The 22,702-nt window shown below is 65.9% G+C and carries 22 protein-coding genes; 7 read left to right on the top strand and 15 right to left on the bottom strand.

Annotated features, from left to right (window positions below; all coding sequences use genetic code 11):
* Positions 1-3: 3 nt before the first annotated feature.
* Entirely contained in the window at positions 4-726 is a 723-nt protein-coding gene (locus E2E27_RS00990) for a hypothetical protein (RefSeq protein WP_141457156.1), read from the top strand.
* Positions 727-741: 15 nt separating this feature from the next.
* Here the strand turns inward: E2E27_RS00990 and E2E27_RS18590 are convergent, their stop codons facing one another.
* The 6 genes from E2E27_RS18590 to E2E27_RS00960 form a co-directional block, all read right to left on the bottom strand.
* Positions 742-1,713, bottom strand: a complete 972-nt coding sequence (locus E2E27_RS18590) for a hypothetical protein (RefSeq protein WP_181443512.1) — start codon at positions 1,711-1,713, stop codon at positions 742-744.
* 33 nt (positions 1,714-1,746) lie between these two features.
* Complete coding sequence (locus E2E27_RS00980; RefSeq protein ID WP_141457152.1) at positions 1,747-1,971, bottom strand: hypothetical protein; 225 nt, start codon at positions 1,969-1,971, stop codon at positions 1,747-1,749.
* 243 nt (positions 1,972-2,214) lie between these two features.
* Positions 2,215-2,538, bottom strand: a complete 324-nt coding sequence (locus E2E27_RS00975) for a hypothetical protein (protein ID WP_141457150.1) — start codon at positions 2,536-2,538, stop codon at positions 2,215-2,217.
* The gene (locus E2E27_RS00970; protein ID WP_141457148.1) at positions 2,531-2,746 is read right to left on the bottom strand and encodes a type II toxin-antitoxin system antitoxin; all 216 of its coding nucleotides are present in this window, start codon (positions 2,744-2,746) and stop codon (positions 2,531-2,533) included. The genes E2E27_RS00975 and E2E27_RS00970 overlap by 8 nt, the downstream gene beginning before the upstream one ends.
* A 7-nt stretch (positions 2,747-2,753) precedes the next feature.
* Positions 2,754-3,638, bottom strand: a complete 885-nt coding sequence (locus tag E2E27_RS00965) for an SPFH domain-containing protein (protein WP_141457146.1) — start codon at positions 3,636-3,638, stop codon at positions 2,754-2,756.
* 97 nt (positions 3,639-3,735) lie between these two features.
* Complete coding sequence (locus E2E27_RS00960) at positions 3,736-4,281, bottom strand: DUF2306 domain-containing protein (RefSeq protein ID WP_141457144.1); 546 nt, start codon at positions 4,279-4,281, stop codon at positions 3,736-3,738.
* 167 nt (positions 4,282-4,448) lie between these two features.
* Between E2E27_RS00960 and E2E27_RS00955 the strand changes: the two genes are divergently transcribed.
* Positions 4,449-5,279 carry a LytTR family DNA-binding domain-containing protein gene (locus E2E27_RS00955; RefSeq protein WP_141457142.1) on the top strand — a complete coding sequence of 277 codons (831 nt, stop codon included), beginning with the start codon at positions 4,449-4,451 and terminating at the stop codon, positions 5,277-5,279.
* A 63-nt stretch (positions 5,280-5,342) separates the two neighbouring features.
* On the opposite strand, the gene katG is transcribed toward E2E27_RS00955, so the two are convergent.
* The 5 genes from katG to aroC all read right to left on the bottom strand — a co-directional run bounded on the left by katG (position 5,343) and on the right by aroC (position 12,451).
* Positions 5,343-7,559, bottom strand: coding sequence for a catalase/peroxidase HPI (gene katG / locus E2E27_RS00950; protein WP_141457141.1), 2,217 nt, complete (start codon positions 7,557-7,559; stop codon positions 5,343-5,345).
* A 283-nt stretch (positions 7,560-7,842) separates the two neighbouring features.
* Entirely contained in the window at positions 7,843-9,432 is a 1,590-nt protein-coding gene (gene ahpF / locus E2E27_RS00945) for an alkyl hydroperoxide reductase subunit F (protein ID WP_141457139.1), read from the bottom strand.
* 230 nt (positions 9,433-9,662) lie between these two features.
* Positions 9,663-10,229: an alkyl hydroperoxide reductase subunit C gene (gene ahpC, locus E2E27_RS00940; RefSeq protein ID WP_141457137.1), complete on the bottom strand. Its 567-nt coding sequence runs from the start codon at positions 10,227-10,229 to the stop codon at positions 9,663-9,665.
* Positions 10,230-10,447: 218 nt separating this feature from the next.
* Positions 10,448-11,161, bottom strand: coding sequence for an alpha/beta fold hydrolase (locus E2E27_RS00935; RefSeq protein ID WP_502705526.1), 714 nt, complete (start codon positions 11,159-11,161; stop codon positions 10,448-10,450).
* A gap of 216 nt (positions 11,162-11,377) precedes the next feature.
* On the bottom strand, positions 11,378-12,451 hold the full coding sequence (gene aroC, locus E2E27_RS00930; protein WP_141457132.1) for a chorismate synthase: 1,074 nt from the start codon (positions 12,449-12,451) through the stop codon (positions 11,378-11,380).
* Positions 12,452-12,529: 78 nt separating this feature from the next.
* Here aroC and ruvA point away from each other — a divergent pair, with 78 nt between their 5' ends.
* From ruvA to E2E27_RS18585, 4 genes are all read left to right on the top strand, one after another.
* Entirely contained in the window at positions 12,530-13,138 is a 609-nt protein-coding gene (ruvA, locus tag E2E27_RS00925) for a Holliday junction branch migration protein RuvA (RefSeq protein ID WP_141457130.1), read from the top strand.
* Positions 13,139-13,140: 2 nt separating this feature from the next.
* Positions 13,141-13,710, top strand: coding sequence for a hypothetical protein (locus E2E27_RS00920; RefSeq protein WP_141457127.1), 570 nt, complete (start codon positions 13,141-13,143; stop codon positions 13,708-13,710).
* Positions 13,707-14,735: a Holliday junction branch migration DNA helicase RuvB gene (ruvB, locus tag E2E27_RS00915; protein WP_141457125.1), complete on the top strand. Its 1,029-nt coding sequence runs from the start codon at positions 13,707-13,709 to the stop codon at positions 14,733-14,735. The genes E2E27_RS00920 and ruvB overlap by 4 nt, the downstream gene beginning before the upstream one ends.
* Before the next feature lie 231 nt (positions 14,736-14,966).
* Entirely contained in the window at positions 14,967-16,364 is a 1,398-nt protein-coding gene (locus E2E27_RS18585; RefSeq protein ID WP_181443511.1) for a hypothetical protein, read from the top strand.
* A gap of 79 nt (positions 16,365-16,443) precedes the next feature.
* Here the strand turns inward: E2E27_RS18585 and E2E27_RS00895 are convergent, their stop codons facing one another.
* The 3 genes from E2E27_RS00895 to E2E27_RS00885 form a co-directional block, all read right to left on the bottom strand.
* On the bottom strand, positions 16,444-16,926 hold the full coding sequence (locus E2E27_RS00895) for a rhodanese-like domain-containing protein (protein ID WP_141457119.1): 483 nt from the start codon (positions 16,924-16,926) through the stop codon (positions 16,444-16,446).
* 7 nt (positions 16,927-16,933) lie between these two features.
* Positions 16,934-19,606 (bottom strand): aconitate hydratase AcnA, encoded by a 2,673-nt coding sequence (acnA, locus tag E2E27_RS00890; RefSeq protein ID WP_141457117.1) that lies wholly within the window; start codon positions 19,604-19,606, stop codon positions 16,934-16,936.
* 117 nt (positions 19,607-19,723) lie between these two features.
* Complete coding sequence (locus E2E27_RS00885) at positions 19,724-20,614, bottom strand: DMT family transporter (protein WP_234036131.1); 891 nt, start codon at positions 20,612-20,614, stop codon at positions 19,724-19,726.
* 163 nt (positions 20,615-20,777) lie between these two features.
* Here E2E27_RS00885 and E2E27_RS00880 point away from each other — a divergent pair, with 163 nt between their 5' ends.
* Positions 20,778-22,202 carry a L,D-transpeptidase family protein gene (locus E2E27_RS00880; RefSeq protein WP_141461462.1) on the top strand — a complete coding sequence of 475 codons (1,425 nt, stop codon included), beginning with the start codon at positions 20,778-20,780 and terminating at the stop codon, positions 22,200-22,202.
* Here E2E27_RS00880 and E2E27_RS00875 read toward each other — a convergent pair.
* Positions 22,199-22,702 (bottom strand): hypothetical protein, encoded by a 504-nt coding sequence (locus E2E27_RS00875; protein WP_141457113.1) that lies wholly within the window; start codon positions 22,700-22,702, stop codon positions 22,199-22,201. The genes E2E27_RS00880 and E2E27_RS00875 overlap by 4 nt on opposite strands.

Here is a 22,702-nt window from a genome sequence, read left to right as displayed (position 1 = left end):
GTCATGGGGGTGACGCGCATTGCCATCATCGATGGCACGGGAGATTTCTTCGACAGCGATTACGAGGCGGCGATGCGAATGTCGTTCTGCTCGCAGCTCGGCAATGCCTTCGGCCGAAGCGTGTATCAGCGCGGCCCCTCCTCGGACGGATTGACGGTGCGGGAAAAGGCGGAAACCGCCGCCGCCCAGCTGATGAGCGGGATATTCTCGTGCAATCCGGATGATCGCTTTTTCCTGTCGGGCTACAGCCGCGGCGGATCGGCGGCGCTGATGGCGGCGGAGATCCTGCGGATGCGCGGTTTCCCGGTCTCGGGACTGCTTCTGTTCGATCCGGTCAAGAAGCACCCCTGGGATACGCCTGCGGGTATTCCGGCCAATGTCGAGAATTCCTACACCTTCGTGCGCGACGTGACTCCGGCGCTGGTCAGGAAATACGCGGGCACCATCAGTGACGGGCGCTTCGTTCCCCGGTCGCTGGGCGAATGGGTCGACAACCCGATCCGTCCGGGCTGGACGGAAAATGTCACACCGCCATCGGGCGCCAATCCTTCGAAGCACCGCCTCGTCAAGATCGGCGCATCGCACGGCGCGCTCGGCGGGGTCGGGTGGAAGCACGTGACGGAAGATCAGTTTGCTCAGGGTTTCGTCGCGCAGGCGACCAACCTCGTGCTTGGCGAATGGGGATTGCAGGTGAACCTGCACCAGGGCAGCTTCAGCGAGGCGTGACGCGCAAGGCGCGGCTCAGCGCGCTTGCGTGGCCGCGCAGCGCAGCCTGATTTCGCCCGCCTTCAGATCATAGGTGATCGCCGAGCAATGCGCGATCTGGTCGCGGCCGATGCGGGTCAGCAAGTCAGGACGCCCGCGCCCCTTGCGGCGGCTGACGAGGATGTTGTCTGCCTCGAACCGCGGGTCGTCCTTGACGATTTCGCCCACACGGCGCGGGTCGCCGTAATCCTCGACCCGCACGGCAAAGCGGGTGACCGCGATGTCGCCGAGCATGATCGGCTGGGCGATGCGCATCATCCGGGTGGGACGCTCGACCGCGAAATCCATCACCGCCACTCCGCTTGAGCGCGGCTCGAACCCGCCTTCCTGATGGGTCGCGATGAAGTTGGCGGTGGGCGCGGTGATCAGGTTTTCCGCCCGTTCGGGCACGAAGATCATCATCAGCCGCTTCTTGCCCACCTTGATCTCCGTCCCGAGCCGGGTGTTGCTGCCCCCGGCGCGCTTGAGCGGGAAAGCGTGCTCCGTCTCGGGCTCGGCGGCCGGGGCGAGGCGGAAGGTCACGCGGGCAAAGGGCAGGTGGTGCACGCCGATCATCCCGTCGGCCTTGACCGAGGCTGGGCGGTCGGCCCAGGCCAGCGTCCTGGCTTCGGCTCCGGCCCCGAGATCGACCGCGGCGGTGGCTGCCTGTCCGTCCACCACCACCGGCCCGAAACGCCAGCCACGCCGGTATTCGGGGACCAGCCACAGCCGGGCGGCGACCTCGGGATTGATCACCGGCGGCCCGAATGCCTCGGCGCTGACTTCGAGCCGCAAGGCCTCGCCGTTGATCGTGACCGGGATGATGTTGTCGCCTTCGAGGACGAGCTCATCGGGAAGCGCCTCGGCGGCGGCGGGCGCGGCGGCAGGGGCGTTTGCGGCAGCCGGGGCGAGGCCCGGGGCGAGCGCGCAGCCGAGCAGCAGGGCGAGGGACAGGCGGCGCAGGATCATGCCCTCTTCGATACCGGGGCGCGCAAGGTGTTCCTAGAGCTCTTTGCGCTGCCGCTTGCGGGCCTGACGCTGGCGGTCGCGTGTCAGTTCGGCCATGTCGACTACCTCGGCGCGGGCCAGCATCCACCAGATTCCGCCCACGACCCATGCCAGCAAGCCTACGCCGAACAGGGCCAGCACCTCGAAGAAGGTTGGCCCCTTGGCATTGGCCTGGACATGATCGACGAACCAGATCACCATCGCGGCGAGCAATGCCATCCATGCGGCAAACTGTGCCCAGCCTGCTGCACCGCGCGGTACGATGCTGAAGCTTCCCCCCCCCGCGTCGATAGACGACGAAAGGCTTGCGCCTGTCACGCATGGCACTCTCCTACGGCCTGCGCTGTCCTGAGCGCAGGTCCACGACCTCCGAACAATCTGTGGCCGACTCGCGAGCAGCCAGTCACAGATTGTCGGGATATACACGCTTTTTCCGAATGTTACAGCGCTTGTTAGGAGAGGTTAGCGTCCGCGGCGCGGTTTCGCTTCCGACTTGCGCTGTTCGCGCAGCAGCTTTTCGATGTCGATCACTTCGGCGCGGGCCATGGTCCAGCGGATCAGCGCAAGGCTCCAGATCACCGCCATCAATACATAGAGACCCAGCGCGACATAGAATTCGCGCGTGCCTTCGTGCGTGTCGGCATAGGCCTCGAAGGCGATGGTGGGCGGTACCAGCAGCACCAGCCAGATGCCCAGCTGCACCCAGCCCCTGGTACCGCGCGGGACGATGTTGAAGTTCCACCGGCTGCGGCGATACATCACGAAAGGCTTGTCGGCATCACGCATCGTCCGTTCCTTCATGGGCAGTGCTGGGCGGGCGACCACGCCGGGGCGGTTCGCTGCGAGCGACCTTGACCCCGCGCCGGGTAAGCGCCTCGCGCAGGAGCACTTCGATCTCGGCGTTCACGCTGCGCAATTCGGCATCGGCGAGCCGCTGCACCGCATCGTGAAGCGCCGGATCGAGGCGCAGGGGAAAGGCTTTCTTGGCGGGCATCAGGCGATCAGTAGAGCGACCCTGCGTTGACCACCGGGGTGGTGTCGCGTTCCGAACACAGCACCACCATCAGGTTCGACACCATCGCCGCGCGGCGCTCGTCATCGAGGTGGACCACGTCCTTCTCGCTGAGCTGGGTGAGCGCCAGCTCGACCATCGAGACCGCGCCTTCGACCAGCTTGGCGCGCGCGGCGATCACCGCCTCGGCCTGCTGGCGCCGCAACATCGCCCCGGCGATTTCGGGCGCATAGGCAAGGTGGGTGAGGCCGCATTCGTCGACCGTAATCCCGGCCACCGCCAGCCGCTCGATCAGCGCCAGCCGCAGTTCGGCCCCGACTTCCTCGTGATTGCCGCGCAGCGTGATCTCGAGATGCTCGATATCGTCATAGGGGTAGCGCGAGCCGATCGATCGCACCGCGGCCTCCATCTGCGCGGTGACGAATTCGCGGTAATCGTCGACATCGTAGAGCGCCTGCGCGGTGTCGGTGACACGCCAGACGACCTGAGCCGCCATCTCGATCGGGTTGCCGCGCGCGTCGTTGACCTTGATCTTCTCGGAAATGACGTTGTTGGCGCGCACCGCGATCTTGCTGCGGGTGAGCCACGGCAGCACCCAGCGCAGCCCCTCGGTGCGGTCGGTACCCTTGTAGGCGCCGAACAGCTGGATCGCGGCGGCTTCGTTCGGGTTGATCATGTAAAAGCCGGCAAGGATCAGCAGGCCGATGGTCCCGCACAGGATCGCGAGGATCACGCCCAGCCCGCCACCCACGGCGAACTGGAAGATGGCAAACACGACCAGCGCCAGGCTGACGAGCAGCATGACATAGCCGCTCTGGGTGCTTGCCGGGATCTCGCGGCTGCGATTGAGGGCAGGGGTTTCAACTGGGGACATGACGAATCTCCATGAGCGATATAATTATGGTATCATATTTATATCACCCCGAACCCCGGTCAAGCGGTTTCGCTTTCCCGCCTGACCCAGCGCGGGATCAGCCCAGCAGCATCACGTTCATCAGCCGACCGGGGATCATGAAGGCCGCGATGCCGGGCAGCATCAGCGCTGTCAGGTAGGTGAACACCAGATGGCGCTTGTGCGCCTGAATGTCGCCGCGCCGCGCGGTTGCCACCACTTTCCATGCCGCATGGAAGGTCATCGGCACGAAGAGGTGGATCCAGCTGAACCCGCCCGAAGACTGGATGAAGATCGCCGAAGTCGCGGTGATGAGCATCAGCACCAGCCACACCTTGCCCAGCCGCTTGTGCAGCGCGGTGCCCTTCTTCGCCAGCAGCAGCCAGCCGCCCAGCGGGATTGTCGGCAGGACAGCGGCGACATGGATGATGATCGGCAGCTTGGCGTAGTGGTGAAGATCCTCGACCATGCCCAGTGCCGCCTTCCCCAGCGCCACCACCACCGCAAAGCTCATGGTAAAGCAGGCGAGGCTGACGGCGGTGCGGGCGACCGGGCCGATGTCGAAACCGGCGGCGGGCTTCGGGGTGCGGGGGCGGGTGATGAAGGGCAGGGTGAGGGCGGTCATGGCGGGTCTCCTTGAAAGGCGCAGGTGTTCGTTGCTCCCCTCACTGCCGCAGCCCCGTTCACGCACCAGCGCATCTGCGCGAACGGGGGCGGGGATGCGCGAAATGTCCGCCAAAACCGGGTGCCTGCCACTTTACGAAGCGCGAACGGGCAGGCAGGTTGCCGCCGATGAGCGAAGCCTCCGCGCCTCAGCCCGCCCACCCCTTGCGCCAGATCCTGATCGATCTGGCGGTCATGAGTGTCGTCGGCCTGTTCCTCGGGCTGATCGGCCCGTTCGGGACGATTGCCATGCCGGTGGTGGGGCGGATCCTCAGCTGGCTCGCCTTCGCCTATGTCGGCTATGCGATCTATCGTCCGATGGGTGTGGTGGTGGAATGGGCCGCACGCCGGCTGGCGCTGCCTGCCGCCGGGTTGTGGGTGGCGGCGGTGATCGTTGCGACGCTGCCGATGACCGTGGCGGTGCAGATCATCACCAGCCTGCCCGGCCCGGTGCGCTGGCCGGGGATCGACGTGATCACCGGAACCTATTTCTCGGTGCTGGTGATCGGCGGCGCGGTGACGCTGCTGTTCAACCTGTTGAAGCCGGGACAAGGCTCCCCCGCCGCTGCGCCCGTGGTGCCCGCCTATGCGCCGCCGATTGCGCCCATCGCCGCCAGCGAACCGCCCGCACCGCCTCCGCCACCTCCGACCAACCCGCTGCTCGACCAGCTCCCCGCCGAACTCGGCAGCGCCATCATCGCGCTGGAAATGGAGGATCATTACGTCCGCATCCACACCGCATTGGGATCGGCGCTGGTGCTGATGCGGCTGCGCGACGCCATGGCACAGGTGGGCGATCTCGAGGGGATGCAGGTGCACCGCAGCTGGTGGGTGGCACGCGCGGCGGTGGAGGACGTGCTGCGCGACGGGCGCAATGTGCGCCTCAGGCTGGCACGCGGAATCGAGGCCCCCGTTGCCCGCGCCAAGGTCGCCGAATTGCGCGACGCCCGCTGGATTTGACTCCGCCATAAAAAAGGCCCCCGGCAGCGCTGCCGGGGCCTTTCTGTTTCAAGGGGCCGCGCCTCAGTGATACTTGGCGTAGCTTACATCGAAGCGGTCCGCGTTCATCACCTTGGTCCAGGCCGAGATGAAGTCGCACACGAACTTGCCCTCGTTCCCGGCCTCGGCATAGACCTCCGCCTGCGCGCGCAGCTGCGAGTTGGAGCCGAAGACGAGATCGGTGCGGGTGGCGCGCCACTTTTCCGCGCCGGTCTTGCGATCGGTGCCGACGAACTCCTCGTCACCGCTCTCGTCGACCGGGTGCCATTTGGTGTTCATGTCGAGCAGGTTGCGGAAGAAGTCCGGCGTCAGCTTGCCCGGCGTTTCGGTGAGGACACCGATGCGGTGGCCGTGCTCGGCGTGGTCGCTGACCGCGCCCAGCGCACGCAGCCCGCCGACCAGCACGGTCATTTCCGGGATCGACAGGCCGAGCAGATGCGCCCGGTCGATCAGCATTTCCTCGGTCTTCACCTGCGCCTTGGTCTTGAGGTAGTTGCGGAAGCCATCGGCAAACGGCTCCAGCGCCTCGAAGCTCTCGGCATCCGTGTGTTCGTCGGTCGCATCGCCGCGTCCGCCAAGGAAGGGCACTTCGGTTTCGAAGCCCGCGTCCCTGGCGGCCTTTTCGACCGCCGCAGAACCCGCCAGCACGATCGCATCGGCCATGCTCATGCTGCCGCGGTGCTGTTCGATGGTATCGAGCACCTTGGCCAATTCCTCGGGATCGTTGACCGCCCAGGACCGCTGCGGTTCCAGCCGGACCCGCGCGCCATTGGCGCCGCCGCGGTGATCGGAGTTGCGATAGGTCGAGGCCGAGGCCCAGGCCGCCTTGACCAGCTCGCGCACCGACAATCCGCTGCCCATGATCGCCGCCTTGAATCGGGCGATTTCGGCATCCGAGGGTGCGGTGCCTGCCGGGACCGGATCCTGCCAGATCAGGTCTTCGGAGGGGACTTCCGGCCCGAGGTAACGGATCTTCGGCCCCATGTCGCGGTGGCACAGCTTGAACCACGCGCGGGCGAAGGCATCGTCCAGCGCCGCCTGATCGTTCAGGAACCGCTCGGAAATCTTGCGATATTCCGGATCGTTCTTGAGCGCCATGTCGGCGGTGGTCATCATCGTCGGCACCTTCTTCGACGGGTCGCGCGCGTCGGGGGCCATGTCTTCGGGATCGGGGTTGATCGGCTGCCACTGGTGGGCACCGGCAGGCGACTTCACCAGCTCGAAGTCATACTTGAACAGCAGCCGGAAATAGTCGCCGCCCCACTGGGTCGGGTTGGGCGTCCACGCGCCCTCGATGCCCGAGGTGGTGATGTTGCCGCGCGCGATCTCCTCCTCGTCGTTGAGCCAGCCGAAGCCCATCAGGTGCAGGTCTTCGCTCTCCGGCGCTCCGCCGAAGGTGTCCGCCGGGTGCGCGCCGTGGGCCTTGCCGAAGGCATGGCCGCCGGCGGTGAGCGCAACGGTTTCCTCGTCGTTCATCGCCATTCGGGCGAAGGTTTCGCGCATGTCGCGGGCCATGCCCTCGGGGTCATGCGGGTTGCCCTGCGGCCCTTCGGGATTGACGTAGATGAGCCCCATCTGGATCGCGGCGAGCGGGTTTTCCAGAGCGCGGCCTTCCTTGGGGTGGATGCGGGTGGCAACGCCTTCGTTGACCCACTGCTCCTCGGTGCCCCAGTAGACGCTCTCCGGCTCGAACACGTCGGCACGACCGCCGCCGAAGCCGAACACCGGGCCGCCCATCGATTCAATCGCCACGTTGCCGGTGAGGATGAACAGGTCCGCCCAGCTGATGTTCTTGCCGTATTTCTGCTTGATGGGCCACAGCAGGCGGCGCGCCTTGTCGAGGTTGCCGTTATCGGGCCAGGAATTGAGCGGGGCAAAGCGCTGCTGCCCGCTGTTCGATCCGCCGCGCCCGTCACCGGTGCGATAGGTGCCCGCCGCGTGCCAGGCCATGCGGATAAAGAACGGGCCATAATGCCCGTAATCCGCCGGCCACCACGGCTGGCTGTCGGTCATCAAAGCGGTGAGATCGGCCTTCAGCGCATTGTAATCGAGCGCGTTGAACGCCTCGGCATAGTCGAAGTCCTCGCCATAGGGATTGGCGCTCTTGCCGCCTTCGGTGAGGATGTCGAGTTGCAGCGCATCGGGCCACCAGTCGCGGTTGGTGCGGCCCAGCAGGTTGCGCATCTGGCTGCTGCCGTGGAACGGGCAACCCCCGCTGATATCTCCGGTTTTGGCGTCCATGATGGTGTCTCCTCTCAGCTGTGAACAGGTCAGACTCGCGGCATTCGGCGTAGTCTATGGAGAGAGGATGACGCTTTCAGGATGGCGCGTCCAATCGATTAATACGCGCCAATTGATTGAGTGGGACGATTAATTTGCGGGAGGGGCAAACGAAAGCCCCCTCCTCTTCAGAGGAGGGGGTTGGGGATGGTGGCGTGTGCCGCAAACACCACCCCCCTGCGACTAGGCCGCTGGCGCGGCCAAGTCTCGCGGCCCTCCTCTCAAGAGGAGGGCGGATGTCGTCTCAAGCAGCCTGCGCGATTTCCTCGACCGGCTCGTTGCGAATGAGGAAGTCGAACGCGCCGAGGCCCGCCTTCGCGCCTTCGCCCATCGCGACGACGATCTGCTTGTGCGGCACGGTGGTGCAGTCGCCCGCGGCGTAGATGCCGGGGATGCTGGTCGCGCCGTGATCGTCGATCACGATCTCGCCGAACTTCGACAGCTCCAGCCCCGTCTCGCGCAGCCACTCGGTGTTGGGCACGAGGCCGATCTGGACGAATACGCCTTCCAGATCGATGCGGCGTTCTTCGCCATTGGCGCGGTTCTTGACCACGAGGCCGTTCACGCGGGTGCCGTCACCCAGCACTTCGGTGGTCTGGCCGTTGGTGATGATCTCGACATTCGGCATCGAGCGCAGCTTGCGCTGCAACACTTCGTCGGCGCGTAGCTTCACGTCGAATTCGATCAGCGTGACGTGGCCGACGATCCCGGCGAGGTCGATCGCCGCTTCGACGCCGGAGTTGCCGCCGCCGATCACCGCGATGCGCTTGCCCTTGAACAGCGGGCCGTCGCAGTGCGGGCAATAGGCCACGCCCTTGTTGCGGTATTCCGCCTCGCCGGGGACGCCGAGGTTGCGCCAGCGCGCGCCGGTGGAGAGGATCAACGAGCGCGCCTTGAGGCTCGCGCCGTTGGCCATCACGACTTCATGATAGCCGCCCACGTCCTTCGCCGCGCGCAGTTCGACTGCGCGAGCGAGGTCCATCAGGTCGATCTCGTATTCGCCGACGTGCTTCTTGAGGCTGTCGGTCAGCTTCGGGCCCTCGGTGTAGGGCGTGCCGGGGAGGTTCTCGATCCCGAGCGTATCCATCAACTGTCCGCCGAAGCGCTCTGCCGCGATCCCGGTGCGGAAGCCCTTGCGCGCGGTATAGACCGCCGCCGCCGCGCCCGCCGGGCCACCGCCGACCACCAGCACCTCGAACGGCGCCTTGGCGGCGAGCTTTTCGGCCGCCTTGGCATCAGCGTTGACGTCGAGCTTCGCCAGAATCTCGGCCAGCTCCATCTTGCCGTTGTAGAAGGGGTCGCCGTTAAGGAAGGTCGCAGGGACCGCCATGATATCGCGGCGCTCGACCTCCTCCTGGAAGGTGCCGCCCTCGATCAAGGTCGCGGTGATGCGCGGGTTTTCCAGCGCCATCAGCGTCAGCGCCTGCACCACGTCGGGGCAATTGTGGCACGAGAGCGAGAAGAACATCTCGAAATTGTAGTCGCCTTCCAGCGCGCGGATCTGCTCGATCAGATCTGCATCGACCTTGGGCGGGTGGCCCCCGGCCCACAGCAGCGCGAGCACCAGCGACGTGAATTCATGGCCCATCGGGAGACCTGCAAAGCGCACCCACTTCTCGGCGTCCGAAGCGCGGCGGATGACGAAGCTGGGCTTGCGATCATCGGTCCCGTCGAAACGCGCGGTGACGAGGTTGTGCTGCGCGGCGATCTGTTCGATCAGTGTGCGGGTCTGGCGCGACTTCTCGCTGTCGTCGAGCGAGGCGACGAGTTCCACGCCTTCGCGAAGGTTGGCGAGATAGGTCTTGAGCTGGGCCTGCATGGCGGCATCGAGCATGGGGTGTCCTCCGGGCGCGGCTCTTCCGCGCGGGTGAATTAGTGCGATCCGTGAAGGGCAGTGCGGGGCCGGATGCCCGCCGCCCGGCCCGTCAAAGGGGGGGAAGGGCGGGGCAGGCAGGACATCCGGTCCCGTCTACGACCCGAGGGCTCTTGAATGGCTCTCGGGATTATGCGGCGGGGCGCGCCATAGGAGGGGGGAGGCGGCGCGCCCTGCCGGTTCCGTTCGGCTCAGATCTTGCCGACCAGGTCGAGCGAGGGGGCCAGCGTGTCGCTGCCTTCTTCCCACGCCGCCGGGCAGACCTGACCGGGGTTGGCGCGCACATACTGGGCGGCCTTGATCTTGCGGGTCAGTTCGTTGGCATTGCGGCCCACGCCTTCGCAGGTGATTTCCATGATCTGGATCACGCCGTCCGGATCGACCACGAAGGTCGCACGGTCGGCAAGGCCGACGCCTTCACGCAGCACGCCGAACTGGTTCGACAGCACGTGGTTCTGGTCGCCCAGGAACGGGAAGGTCAGCTTGCCGATCTTGTCCGAGGTGTCGTGCCAGGCCTTGTGGCTGAAGTGCGTATCGGTCGAGACGGCGTAGACTTCGACACCCATCGACTGGAGGGTGGCATACTTCTCGCCCATGTCCTCGAGCTCGGTCGGGCACACGAAAGTGAAGTCGGCCGGGTAGAAGAAGAACACCGACCACTTGCCGGCGAGATCTTCGTTGGTGACTTCGAAAAAGTCCTTGCCCTTCTGGAAGGCGGTGGCGGTGAACGGCTGGATGGTCGAACCGATGATACCCATGGGAGTTTGTCCTTGTGTTGGAAGGTTGGGAGAGGGTTGAAACTGATGCTGCCCAGATAGGACTTTTTGCGCTGCACAAAAGTTGATTGTTGCGATTGCGAAGATCGCTTTTTTCAATCATTAGCGCGGGAACCGATCGCTTTTGTCGAAACAAGATCGGGGCCGGGCAACCTTCGGCAGCCTTTGCACATGGGCCGCCGCAGACCCAACGATTGGCGTCAGGTGTTGGCAGCGAAGAACTCGGCCAGATCGGTCTTCAGGCGATCGGTGACGGTGGCGAACACTGCATGGGGTTCATCTGCATATTCGATCAGAGTCGCGCCTTCGATATTCTGCGCCGCTGCACGTCCCGTCGCACCGATCGGCACGGTTTGATCATTGGTGCCGTGAATGACCAGCGTGGGGACCTTGAAGTGCGGCAGATCGGGGCGGAAATCGGTGTAGGCAAAGGCCGCGGCTGATTGCAGCGTGGCATATTGCGACGCCTTCATCGTGGTGAGCCATGCCCAGTGCCGCTCCTCCTCGGTAACCTGCGTGCCCGGGCCGCCGACACCGTAGAAGTCCTTGAAGAAGCCGGTGAAGAAGGCGCGGAAATCGTCTTTCATGCCCTGTGTCATCTCCTGAAAGGTCGCGTCGGGCACGCCGTCAGGATTGTCGTCGGTCTTGAGCATATAAGGCACGACCGAACTAACCAGCGCAGCGGCTGTCACGCCCTCGCCGCCATGGCGGCTCATGTAGCGCGCGATTTCCCCACCCCCCATCGAGAAGCCCGCAAGCGCAATGTTGCCTGACAGACCGAGATGCGCGATCAGATCGGCCAAATCGTCACTGAAAGTGTCGTAGTCATAGCCGCCCGGGGCATGGTCGGACGCGCCGAATCCGCGGCGGTCGTAAGCGATCGCGCGCATGCCGTTTTCGGCGAGATGCATCATCACCGGATCCCAACTGTCGGCCGATAGCGGCCAACCGTGGATCAAAATGACCGGGCGGCCTTCGCCCAATTCTTTGAAACGGATTGAAGTATCGTCGCGAGTTTTGAAATGCGGCATCTAGCAGGCTCCGTGTTTGTAAATTCCTTCTCAGGGTAAGGAAAAATCAAGCAGGAAGTTCCGTCAGATCGATGCTCTCCGGTGCGCGACGCTAGCGCATTATTGCCCCACCTGCCCCCGGTGCAGCAGCTTGTGGTCCGCCAGCACCAGCGCCATCATTGCCTCGACCACGGGCGTGCCGCGGATGCCGACGCAGGGGTCGTGGCGGCCCTTGGTGACCACCTCCACCGCCTCGCCGGCTGAGTTTATCGATTCCACCGGGGTGAGGATCGAGGAAGTCGGCTTGAATGCCACCCGGCACACCACCGGCTGGCCGGTCGAAATGCCGCCCGCCGTGCCGCCCGCGTGATTGGCGAGGTAGAGCGGCTTGCCGTCCGGCCCCGGGCGCATCCGGTCGGCGTTTTCTTCGCCGGTCAGGCGCGCGGCTTCGAAGCCGTCGCCGATTTCGACGCCCTTGACCGCGTTGATGCTCATCATCGCGCTCGCAAGATCGCTGTCGAGCTTGGCATAGATCGGCGCGCCCCAGCCTGCGGGGACGCCGGTCGCCACACACTCGACAATCGCGCCGAGCGATGATCCGGCCTTGCGTGCGGCATCGACCTTTTCCTCCCAGCGCTTGGCGGCGGCGGGATCGGGGCAGAAGAAGGGGTTGTTGGCGATTTCGGTGTAGTCGACGGCCGCCGGGTCGATCCGGTCGCCGCCAAGTTCGCACACGTAAGCCGTGATCGTGACCTCGGGGATCACTAACCGTGCCACCGCACCAGCCGCCACCCGCGCCGCCGTCTCGCGCGCCGACGACCTGCCGCCGCCGCGATAGTCGCGGATGCCGTATTTGGCATCATAGGCGTAGTCGGCGTGGCCCGGGCGGTAGCGCTGGGCGATCTCGGAGTAGTCTTTCGAGCGCTGGTCGGTGTTCTCGATCGTCAGGCTGATCGGCGTGCCGGTGGTCTTGCCCTCGAACACCCCAGAGAGGATCCGCACCAGATCATCCTCGCGCCGCTGGGTGGTGAAGCGGCTGGTGCCGGGCTTACGGGCATCGAGGAAGGGCTGGATGAACGCTTCGGAGATCGCGAGCCCCGGCGGGCACCCGTCGACAACCGCGCCCAATGCGGGCCCGTGGCTCTCTCCCCAGGTGGTAAAGCGCAGCACGCGCCCAAAGGTGTTCCAGCTCATGCGTCGCCATCTGGCGCAAGTGTGGGCATCTGTCCATAAAGGCTGGACGCTTGGGTGGCCTTGCGGCAGGAACAAAACATGATTGCGAAGCTCTCAGGCAGGCTCGATGCGACCGGCGAGGATTGGGCGGTGGTCGACGTGGGCGGTGTGGGCTACCTCGTCCACTGCTCCAGCCGCACCCTCGCCGCGCTGGGCGAGGTCGGAGAGGGCTGCACCGTCCACACCGAATTGCAGGTGAGCGAGAACGATATGCGCCTGCTGGGCTTTGCCGAACAGGCCGAGCGCGACTGGTTCCGCCTGTTGACCGGCGTGCAGGGCGTGGGGAGCAAGGTGGGGCTCGCGATCCTCTCCGCGCTCTCGACCGGAGAACTGCGCGACGCCTGCGGGCGTGGCGACGCGGCGATGGTCGCCCGCGCACAGGGCGTGGGGCCGAAGCTGGCGGGGCGGATCGTCAACGAGCTGAAGGATAAGGCGGGCGCGATGCCGGGCGGCTCGGGCGGCTTCGCGCCGAGCGCTGCAGCGGCCCCCGCAGGCAGCAAGGGCGCGGACGCGGCGAGCGCTTTGGAGAACCTCGGCTTCAAGCCTGCCGTGGCGGCGCAGGCCGTGGCCCGCGCGCTCGAGGAACTGGGCGAAGGCGCGAGCGAGGGTGATCTGATCCGGGTCGCGCTGAAGAAGGCGGCGGGGTGAACATGAGCAAATTTAATGATGAGGATGGTCGCCACTTTTTTGAAGTATACGGGCCATTTGATTTAAACATCGAAGGCGGAAAAATTCGCAAACCGAAGGCAGATTGGTGGCAAGCCATAGCAGAGGAATATGATACCTCGCCTGAAAGAGGTATTGGATGTTATTTATTCACGCTCGGCGATGCACGCATTAAGCCTTGGTATGTTGGTAAAACGTGGTGTGAAGGTGGGTTTCGAGATGAAGCGTTCACGCAACACAAACTCGACCACTACAATGATGCGTTCGCCGGTCGACGAGGGCCTCCCCGTATCTTCTTTTTCCCTCTCATTACTCGACACTTTCATGATCCCGACTGGCAACTCAGCCGTGATCGGACTTCAACGAAACGTCTTATCAATTGGCTTGAAAAGACACTGATCGGGATGGCGCTTTCTCAAAATGCGGACTTAATGAACGCACGAGACACGACGTTTTTGCGAACTGTGAGGCTTCGAAGCATTATCGGCAAAGCGCCAACCGGGCGACGTCATGGAGAAGTGTCGTTGGCTCGCAAGGCATTGCTTGGTGAATGACTGACCCCCTCCACTCCCCTGTCCGCCAACCCGGCGATCCGGACGCAGCCCTGCGCCCGCGCCGTCTGGCCGAGTTCGTCGGGCAGGAAGCGGCCAAGGGCAACCTTGCAGTCTTCATCGCCGCCGCGCGCGCGCGGGGGGAGGCGATGGATCATACGCTGTTCTTCGGCCCTCCCGGCCTCGGCAAGACCACGCTCGCGCAGATCATCGCGGGCGAGCTTGGCGTGGGCTTCCGCGCCACCTCCGGCCCCGTCATCGCCAAGGCGGGCGACCTCGCCGCGCTGCTCACCAATCTCGAACCGCACGACGTGCTGTTCATCGACGAGATCCACCGGCTCTCGCCGGTCGTGGAAGAAGTGCTCTACCCGGCGATGGAGGACCGCGCGCTCGATCTTATCATCGGCGAAGGGCCGAGCGCCCGCTCTGTCCGGATCGACCTGCCGCCCTTCACCCTGATCGGTGCCACGACACGGCAGGGCCTGCTGACCACGCCGCTGCGCGACCGTTTCGGCATTCCGGTGCGGCTCAACTTCTACACCCACGAGGAACTGGAGCGCGTCGTCACCCGCGCGGCGGGCCTCATGGGTCTCGCGATTGCGCCCGACGGCGCGCACGAGATCGCCCGCCGCTCGCGCGGTACACCGCGGGTCGCGGGCCGCCTGCTGCGCCGCGTGCGCGACTTTGCCGATGTCGCGGGCAGTGCCAGCGTGACCCGGGCGGTCGCGGACGAGGCGCTGACCCGGCTCGAGATCGACCGCCTCGGGCTCGACACGATGGACCGCCGCTACCTCACCATGATCGCCACCACCTACAAGGGCGGCCCGGTGGGGATCGAGACGCTCGCCGCAGGCCTCGCCGAACCGCGCGACACGGTGGAGGAGGTGGTCGAGCCCTACCTCATCCAGCTCGGCCTCGTCGCCCGCACAGCGCGCGGGCGCATGCTCAACGATGCCGGATGGGCGCATCTGGAGCTGACCCCGCCCAGAGAATCACCCCCGCCCCAGGCCGGACTGTTCGAGGACTGAGTCCGCACGCCCGCGTTAACCTATCGACTAACGCGACCCCCGTTTTCGGTGCCAGTTCGGGACAGGGCGGCGGAAAAGCCCGGATTTCGGGGCCATTTCCGCCTCTTCCCGGCACAGTGCATGGTTAAGCGGATTGCCCGTCCGCGCCTTCTCGCATCAGAAGAAGGCTGGACTTGGCAGAAGCTGCGGGCTGTCCGCAGGCGCTGTCACAGGCAAACAGGGTAAACGACCATGTCGCTCAAACTGGCCATCGCGAAGCTTTCCGCCGCTGCTGCGGGTGTCGCATTGTTGCAAGGCGGCGCCGTGCGCGTGGCCGAGCCGATGAACACCGACGCGCCGGACTATTCGACCAATATCGACGGCAAGCTGGTGCAGGTCGATCCGGTGACCGGCGCGCGCTACATCAAGACGCGCGAGCGCGTGATCCCGGCGCCGCCGGAACAGCGCCGCCGCCGGATCGTCGAGCGCACGGTCGAATGCCAGCCGGTCGGTCCGGCAGGCGCGATTGCGGCGGCTGCGCCGAGCCGTCCCGCCGGGGCGGTCGAGGCCTATTTCGACGCGAATGAATGCCCGCCGATCGCGCAGGTCGCCTATATGCCTGCGCCGCTTCCGCCCCTGCCGCCGATTTCGGGCGGCGGCGGCCCCGGCGGTGGCTGGGGCGGCGGCTTCGGCGGCGGTGGCTTTGGCGGCGGGTTCGGAGGCGGCTTCTTCGGCGGCTTCTTTGGGGGCGGTGGCTCGTCCTCGGGCGATGTCTCGGTGATCAGCACCACCACCTCGGGCGGCGGCGATCCGGGCACGACTAGCACCAGCGGCAGCAGCGGCGTCGTGATCGACATCGACATCGACAATTCCACCTCGACGACCTCTTCCTCGGGCCAGATCAGCTCGTCGACCGGTCAGGTTTCGACCTCGACCTCGACCGGGCAGGTGTCGAGCAGCACCGGCGCGGTGTCGAGCACCAGCACTTCGGGCAATGTCTCCTCGTCGACCGGCGCGGTTTCCAGCTCGGGCACGGTTTCGAGCAGCACGGGCGCGGTGTCATCGAGCACCGGAGCGGTCTCGAGCTCTTCGGGCAACGTGTCGAGTTCTTCGGGTAACGTCTCCAGCTCGTCGGGCAATGTCAGCTCGTCGACGGGCGCGGTGTCTTCGTCCTCGTCGTCCTCTTCGTCTTCGTCGTCGAGTTCCTCGTCGTCATCCTCTTCGTCGTCGTCCTCGTCGGGTGGGAGCAGCGGCAAGCCGGGCCATCCGGGTAGCTCCGGCTCGTCGGGTTCCTCGGGTTCCTCGTCGTCGTCTTCGTCGTCGAGCGGCAGCTCGTCCTCCTCCTCGGGCGGGGCGACCAGCGGCGGCAGCTCGGGCGACATGACCAGCAGCACCAGCAGCTCGTCGTCCTCTTCCTCGTCTTCCTCGTCGTCTTCGTCGAGCAGCGGTTCGTCGGGTTCGTCGGGTAGCAGCGGCTCTTCGGGGTCGAGCTCGTCGTCGAGCAGCAGCTCGTCCTCCTCCTCGTCCTCAAGCAGCAGCAGCAGCAGCTCGTCGACCTCGGGCGGTCACGATGTGCCCGCGCCGCCGATGACGGTGCTGTTCGGCCTCGCCGCCGCGGCGATTCTGGGGCGTCGCAAGTTCCTCGGCTGACACGTCGCGCCACGCGCGCAACGGAAAAGGGGCCGGCCGATGACCGGGCCGCCCCTTTTTCATGCGTGTTGAGGGGACCTCAGGGCCGCTTTTCGACCGGCTGACCTGCGGCTTCCCACGCGAGGATCCCGCCTTCCAAGTGGGTAGCGGGCGCGCCCGTCGCTTCTGCCAGCTTTTCGGCGGCAATGCCCGAGCGGCGGTCGGAGCGGCAGTAGAGCACCACTTCGCGCCCATCCGCTGGGCCGAGGGCCGCGGGATCGAAGCGGTCGAGCGGGATGTGCTCGGCACCGGGGATCACCCCTTCGGCGACCTCCTCATCGGTGCGCACGTCGATCAGGCGGACATTGCCCTTGGCGAGCCTGGCCGCGAGTTCTTCCGGGGTAAGCGTGACGATGGTGGCCGAGGCGGCCTCGGTGGCCGAATCGCCGGTGCGGGCCATCGCCAGCTCGAAACCGAGCGCCGGCGCATCGCCGCTGGGGCCCTGCCCCGTCTCGCCCCCGCAGGCCGCCAGCGCCAGCAGCGCGGCAGGCACAAGCGGAAGGGCGAGACGGGCGCGGATCATGCGCGTCTTATGCCGCAAGCTTGCGCAGAACGTAATGGAGAATCCCGCCGTGGCGGTAATATTCCATCTCGTTCGCGGTATCGATGCGGCACAGCGCGGTGAAGCTGAACTGCGTGCCATCCTCGCGGGTTACTTCGACCGTGACGTCCTGCCCCGGCACGAGGTCGGCCAGACCGCGGATCGAGAAGCTGTCGGTGGCGGTGAGGCCCAGCGTCTCGCGCGTGTCGCCGTCCTTGAACTGCAAGGGCAGCACGCCCATGCCGACGAGGTTCGAGCGGTGGATACGCTCGAAGCTCTCGACGATCACCATCCGCACGCCCAGCAGGATCGTGCCCTTGGCCGCCCAGTCGCGGCTGGAGCCGGTGCCATATTCCTTGCCGCCGATGACAACCAGCGGCGTGCCGTCTTCCTTGTGCTTCATCGCCGCGTCGTAGATCGGCATCACCTCGCCCTTGTAGGTCGAGAAGCCGCCTTCGACGCCCGGCACCATCTCGTTCTTGATGCGAATGTTGGCGAAGGTGCCGCGCATCATGACCTCGTGGTTGCCGCGGCGCGAGCCGTAGGAGTTGAAGTCCTTCTTCGCGACCTGGTTCGACTTGAGGTAGCTGCCCGCCGGGCTGTCTTCCTTGATCGAACCGGCCGGGGAGATGTGGTCGGTCGTGACCGAATCGCCCAGCACCGCCAGCGGCTTGGCATCGACGATGTCGGTGACCGGCGCCGGGGTCATGGTCATGCCCTCGAAATAGGGCGGGTTGGCGACATAGGTCGAACCGGCGCGCCACTGGTAGGTGTCGGACGGTTCCACGGTGATCGCCTGCCAGTGCTCGTCACCGTCATAGACGTTGGCGTAGCGGCTTTCGAACATCGAGCGGTCGATATTGGCGGCGCGGTGCGCGGCGATCTCGGCGTTGGTGGGCCACAGGTCGGCGAGCATCACGTCATTGCCGTTCTGGTCCTGCCCGATCGGGGTGGTGGTGATGTCTTCGGTGACGGTGCCCTTCAGCGCGTAAGCGACCACCAGCGGCGGCGAGGCGAGGAAGTTGGCGCGCACGTCGGGAGAGACGCGGCCTTCGAAGTTGCGGTTGCCCGACAGCACCGAGGCGGCAACGATGTCGTTGCCGTTGATCGCGGCGCTGATCGGCGCGGCGAGCGGCCCGGAGTTCCCGATGCAGGTGGTGCAGCCATAGCCGACGAGGTCGAACCCGGTCGCATCGAGGTGCTCCTGCAGGCCCGACTTCACCAGATAGTCGGTGACGACCTGCGAGCCCGGGGCGAGCGAGGTCTTGACCCACGGCTTGGGCTTGAGGCCCTTCTCGTTGGCCTTCTTGGCAACCAGACCGGCGGCGATCAGCACGTCGGGGTTGGAGGTGTTGGTGCACGAAGTGATCGCGGCGATCACCACGTCGCCATCGCCGATGTCGTGATCCTTGCCTTCCACGCCGACGCGGGCGGGCGCGGACTTGCCGTAAACCTTGGCGAGATCGGAATTGAACAGCTCGTCCACCTCCTGCAGCACCACCTTGTCCTGCGGACGCTTGGGCCCGGCGAGGCTGGGGACGACGGCGGCCATGTCGAGCGAGAGGGTCTTGGTGAAGACCGGCTCGTTCGCCGGATCGAACCACATGCCCTGTGCTTTGGCATAGGCTTCGACCAGCGCGATGCTTTCCTCGCTGCGGCCGGTGAGGCGCAGGTATTCGATGGTCTTGTCGTCGATGCCGAAGAAGCCGCAGGTCGCGCCATATTCGGGGGCCATGTTGGCGATGGTGGCGCGATCGGCGAGGGTGAGGTTGGCGACGCCCGGGCCGTAGAATTCGACGAAACGGCCCACCACGCCGACTTCGCGCAGCATCTGCACGCAGGTCAGCACGAGGTCGGTCGCGGTCACGCCTTCGGCCATCGCGCCTTCGAGGTAGAAGCCCACCACTTCGGGGATCAGCATCGACACCGGCTGGCCGAGCATCGCGGCCTCGGCCTCGATCCCGCCGACGCCCCAGCCCAGCACGCCCATGCCGTTGATCATGGTGGTGTGGCTGTCGGTGCCCACGCAGGTATCGGGGTAGGCGACCATCGTGCCGTCCGGCCCCTCGGAAGACCACACGCCTCGGCCGATATATTCGAGGTTCACCTGGTGGCAGATGCCCGTGCCCGGCGGCACGGCGGTGAAGTTCTTGAAGCTCTTGGAACCCCACTTGAGGAAGTCGTAGCGTTCGGCGTTACGCTCGTATTCGAGCGCCATGTTGGCTTCCATCGCCTTGGGGTGGCCGAATTCGTCGACCATCACCGAGTGGTCGATCACGAGGTCGACCGGCACCAGCGGGTTGATCTTGGCGGTGTCGCCGCCCAGCTGCTTGATCGCATCGCGCATCGCGGCGAGATCGACCACGCAGGGCACGCCGGTGAAGTCCTGAAGGAGAACGCGCGCCGGGCGGTACTGGATTTCCTCGCCGGTGGCGGGGTTCTTCTGCCAGTCGACGATTGCCTGAATGTGCTTGCGATCGACGGTGAAGCCGCCGTCTTCGAAGCGGAGCAGGTTTTCGAGCAGCACCTTCATCGAAATCGGCAGCTTGCTGATGTCGCCGAGCTGCTCGGCGGCCTTCGCCAGCGAGTAATAGGCATATTGCTTGCCGTTGACGTCAAGCATCTGGCGGGTGCCGAGCGAATCCTGGCCGATTGCGGTCATGGGGGTGTGCGTCCTTTCGATTGGCCCGCCCCCGATCCACCAAGGGCGCGGTATATGCTGGGGCTCCTGCGCTGCTGCGCGCGCGAGGTCAAGGGGGCTTCCCTTGCGTCAATAGTCTTAGACTGCAGCCACCGGGTCGGGGCGGGCAGGGCGCGTCGCGAGCCAGCAGCCGGTGACGATCAGCACGGTTCCTGCGAGCGTCGGCCAGGTCACGGGCTCGCGGAAGAACAGCCAGCCGAAGCCCGCCGCCCAGACGAATCCCGAATACTCGGTCGGCACCAGCACGCTGGCCGGCGCGCGGGCATAGGCGAAGGCGATGGCGAGCGATCCCGCCACGGTCAGCGCGCCCGCGACCACCAGCGGCAGCAGCGCCGCCGCAGGCGGGGTCTCCCACAGGAACGGGGCGAGGGTCAGCAGCACCACGCCGCCGATGCCCGAATGGAAGGTCGCGATCTCCAGCGGGCCGGCGACCTGCGCCTGCCGCCGGATGACGATGAAGTTGTAGGCATAGAGCAGCGCCGAAACGAACAGCGCCGCGACGCCCAGTGCGGTTTCGTCGTCGAAGCGTCCTGTGCCGATCCGCCCGCCGACAATCACCAGTGTGCCCGCGAAACCCAGCAGGCTGGCGAGGATCGCGTTGCGGCTGATCGCCTCGCCCAGCAGCACGCGCGCGAGATAGAGCGCGATCAGCGGGGCGATGAAGGACAGGGCGATCGCCTCGGCCAGCGGCAGCTTGGTGAGCGCATAGAAGAAGCTCAGCGCCATGAAGGCCGAGACCAGCCCGCGCTCCCAATGCAGCTTCCACACCGCGCGGCTCGGCATGGCGGGCGCGCGGGCCAGCCATATCGGGGCGATGATCGCCGCGCCGATGAAGGCGCGCAGCACCGTGGCGGTGTAGGCCCCGATCAGCAGCGCGGCCTCCTTCATGAAGGCGTCCATCAGCGACAGGAACCCGACGCCGGCGAGCGCGGCGACGAAGGGCAGCAGGGCATGATGGCGCGGCGGCATGGCCGGCTCCATAGGCGGCTGTGCGCGCAAGGTCACGCCCGGGCATATTAATCGCCGCGAAAGCGAAGGTGGTTGATAGCGGCGACCGGCTGCCTCTATGATGGCGGGGCGACGACAAGCGACCGCACTCCATGCGGCGCAGGATGAAAAGGCAAGAGTGACAATGAGATTTGCGGGCAAGTTGGCAGGCGGGATTGCGGTGGCGGCGCTGGTGGCAAGCGCGGCGCTGGCGCAGGAAACCGCTGCGCCCGCCCAGTCGGTGCGCGCCAATCCCGAAGCCGCCTTGCAGGGTGGCCCGGCCCCGGCGAAACTGCCGCCCCCCAGCGAAACACAAAAGCGTCCGTCGGTCGCCGAAACCTTTGGCCAGACCGTGTCCGAACCGGTGGTGCAGGGCGCCGAGACCGCCGTTCCGCTGGTCCAGAACTGGACCGTGGGGCAGGCCGCGCGCCTCGTCGCCGTGATCGAGGGGATCGGCGCCGAGGGGCTCGACCCCAAGGATTACGATCTCGAACCGCTCAGGGTCGCGCTCGCCTCGGGCCCGTCGAAGGAGCTGAACGAGCTCGCCTCGCAAAGCTTCGTGTGGCTGGTCGAGGACCTGCGCGACGGGCGCACCCCGATGGAGGCGCGCGAGCAGTGGTTCGTGATCGACCCCGACCGTGACCTGTTTCCGGCAGGCGCCGTCATGGCCGAGGCGCTGGCGAGCGGCGACATCGCGGGCGCGCTGATGAAGCTCAATCCCACCCATCCCGATTACGCCCGGCTGAAGGCGGAACTGGCAGCGACGTCCGACGGCCAGACCGCGCGCCGCAAGCTGATCCGTGCCAACATGGACCGCTGGCGCTGGCTCCAGCGCGATCTGGGCGCGCAATATCTCATCACCAATGTGCCCGAATTCCAGCTGCGGCTGACGGTGAAGAACAAGATCATCCGCAGCTATCGCACCATCGTCGGCAAGCCGGGGCGCACCGCCACTCCGCAGCTGGCCGAGATGGTCGAAGGCGTCGTCTTCAACCCGACCTGGACGGTGCCGCAGTCGATCGTCAAGGGCGAGGGGCTGGGCGCGAAGGTGCTCGCCAATCCGGCATGGGGCAAGCGCAACGGCTATGTCGCGACCAAGGGTGCAAATGGCTATGTCACCGTGGTGCAGCAGCCGGGGCCGGGCAATTCGCTGGGCCGCATGAAGCTCGAAATGCCCAACGAACACGCGATCTTCTTCCACGACACGCCTTCGCGGCACCTGTTCGCCAATGATTTCCGCGCGCTCTCCCACGGCTGCGTGCGCACCGAGCGGGCGCTCGAGCTGGCGATGACGATGGCGATCCTCGGCAAGGGCGCGACCAAGGAAGAAGCGGTCGCGATCGCGGATTCGGGCAAGTACACCAAGGTGATGCTCGAAAAGCAGTTCCCGGCCTATATCACCTATTTCACGATGGCGACCGACATCAACGGCGAGATGGCGACCTTCAAGGACATCTACGGCCGCGACACCAAGGTGCTCGCCAGCCTCGACAAGCCGCGCGTGCGCAACCGCAGCAGCGTGCCGACCGACGAGGTGATCGTGATCGAGGACGACCTGCAGGACACCTAATTGTCGGGCAGTTCGTCGAGCATGGCGATCACCTGCCGCCGGTAGAACCACGCGGCGGGCAGGACGAAGGCGAAGACGATTAGCGCGTCATCCTCCCAGATCGCCTTTGGCGATGCGGCGGTCGTGCCCCACATCCAGCGGAGCGCGATCAGCGCCGCCGCTGCCGCCGTTGTCACGGAGATGAGCAATCCGGCTGATGTGCGAATTCGCTCGCCCATCAGCAACGCCACTGGCAGGCCGAAGATCGCCAGAAACCAGCCGACCACAAAGGTGCCGGCGAACGAGCCGATCGCGATCATCATGCCGGACAGCATCAGCGCGTTGATCAGCGATTCAAGCGACAAGGGGCTCAGAAACCCGTCCACCAGCAGCATCGCGACAAAGGGAACGGTCACGCACACCGTCCCGATCAGGCCCGCCATGATGCTCGCCGGAACAATCGCCCCCGCTGTCGCGCCCAGCAGCGATGCCGGCCTGCCGAAGCCGCCCCGGTAGGCCAC

The organism is Porphyrobacter sp. YT40 (assembly GCF_006542605.1).
GTDB lineage: Bacteria > Pseudomonadota > Alphaproteobacteria > Sphingomonadales > Sphingomonadaceae > Erythrobacter.
Note: the sequence above shows the minus strand (reverse complement) of the source record. Positions and strands in the feature narration are given on the sequence as shown.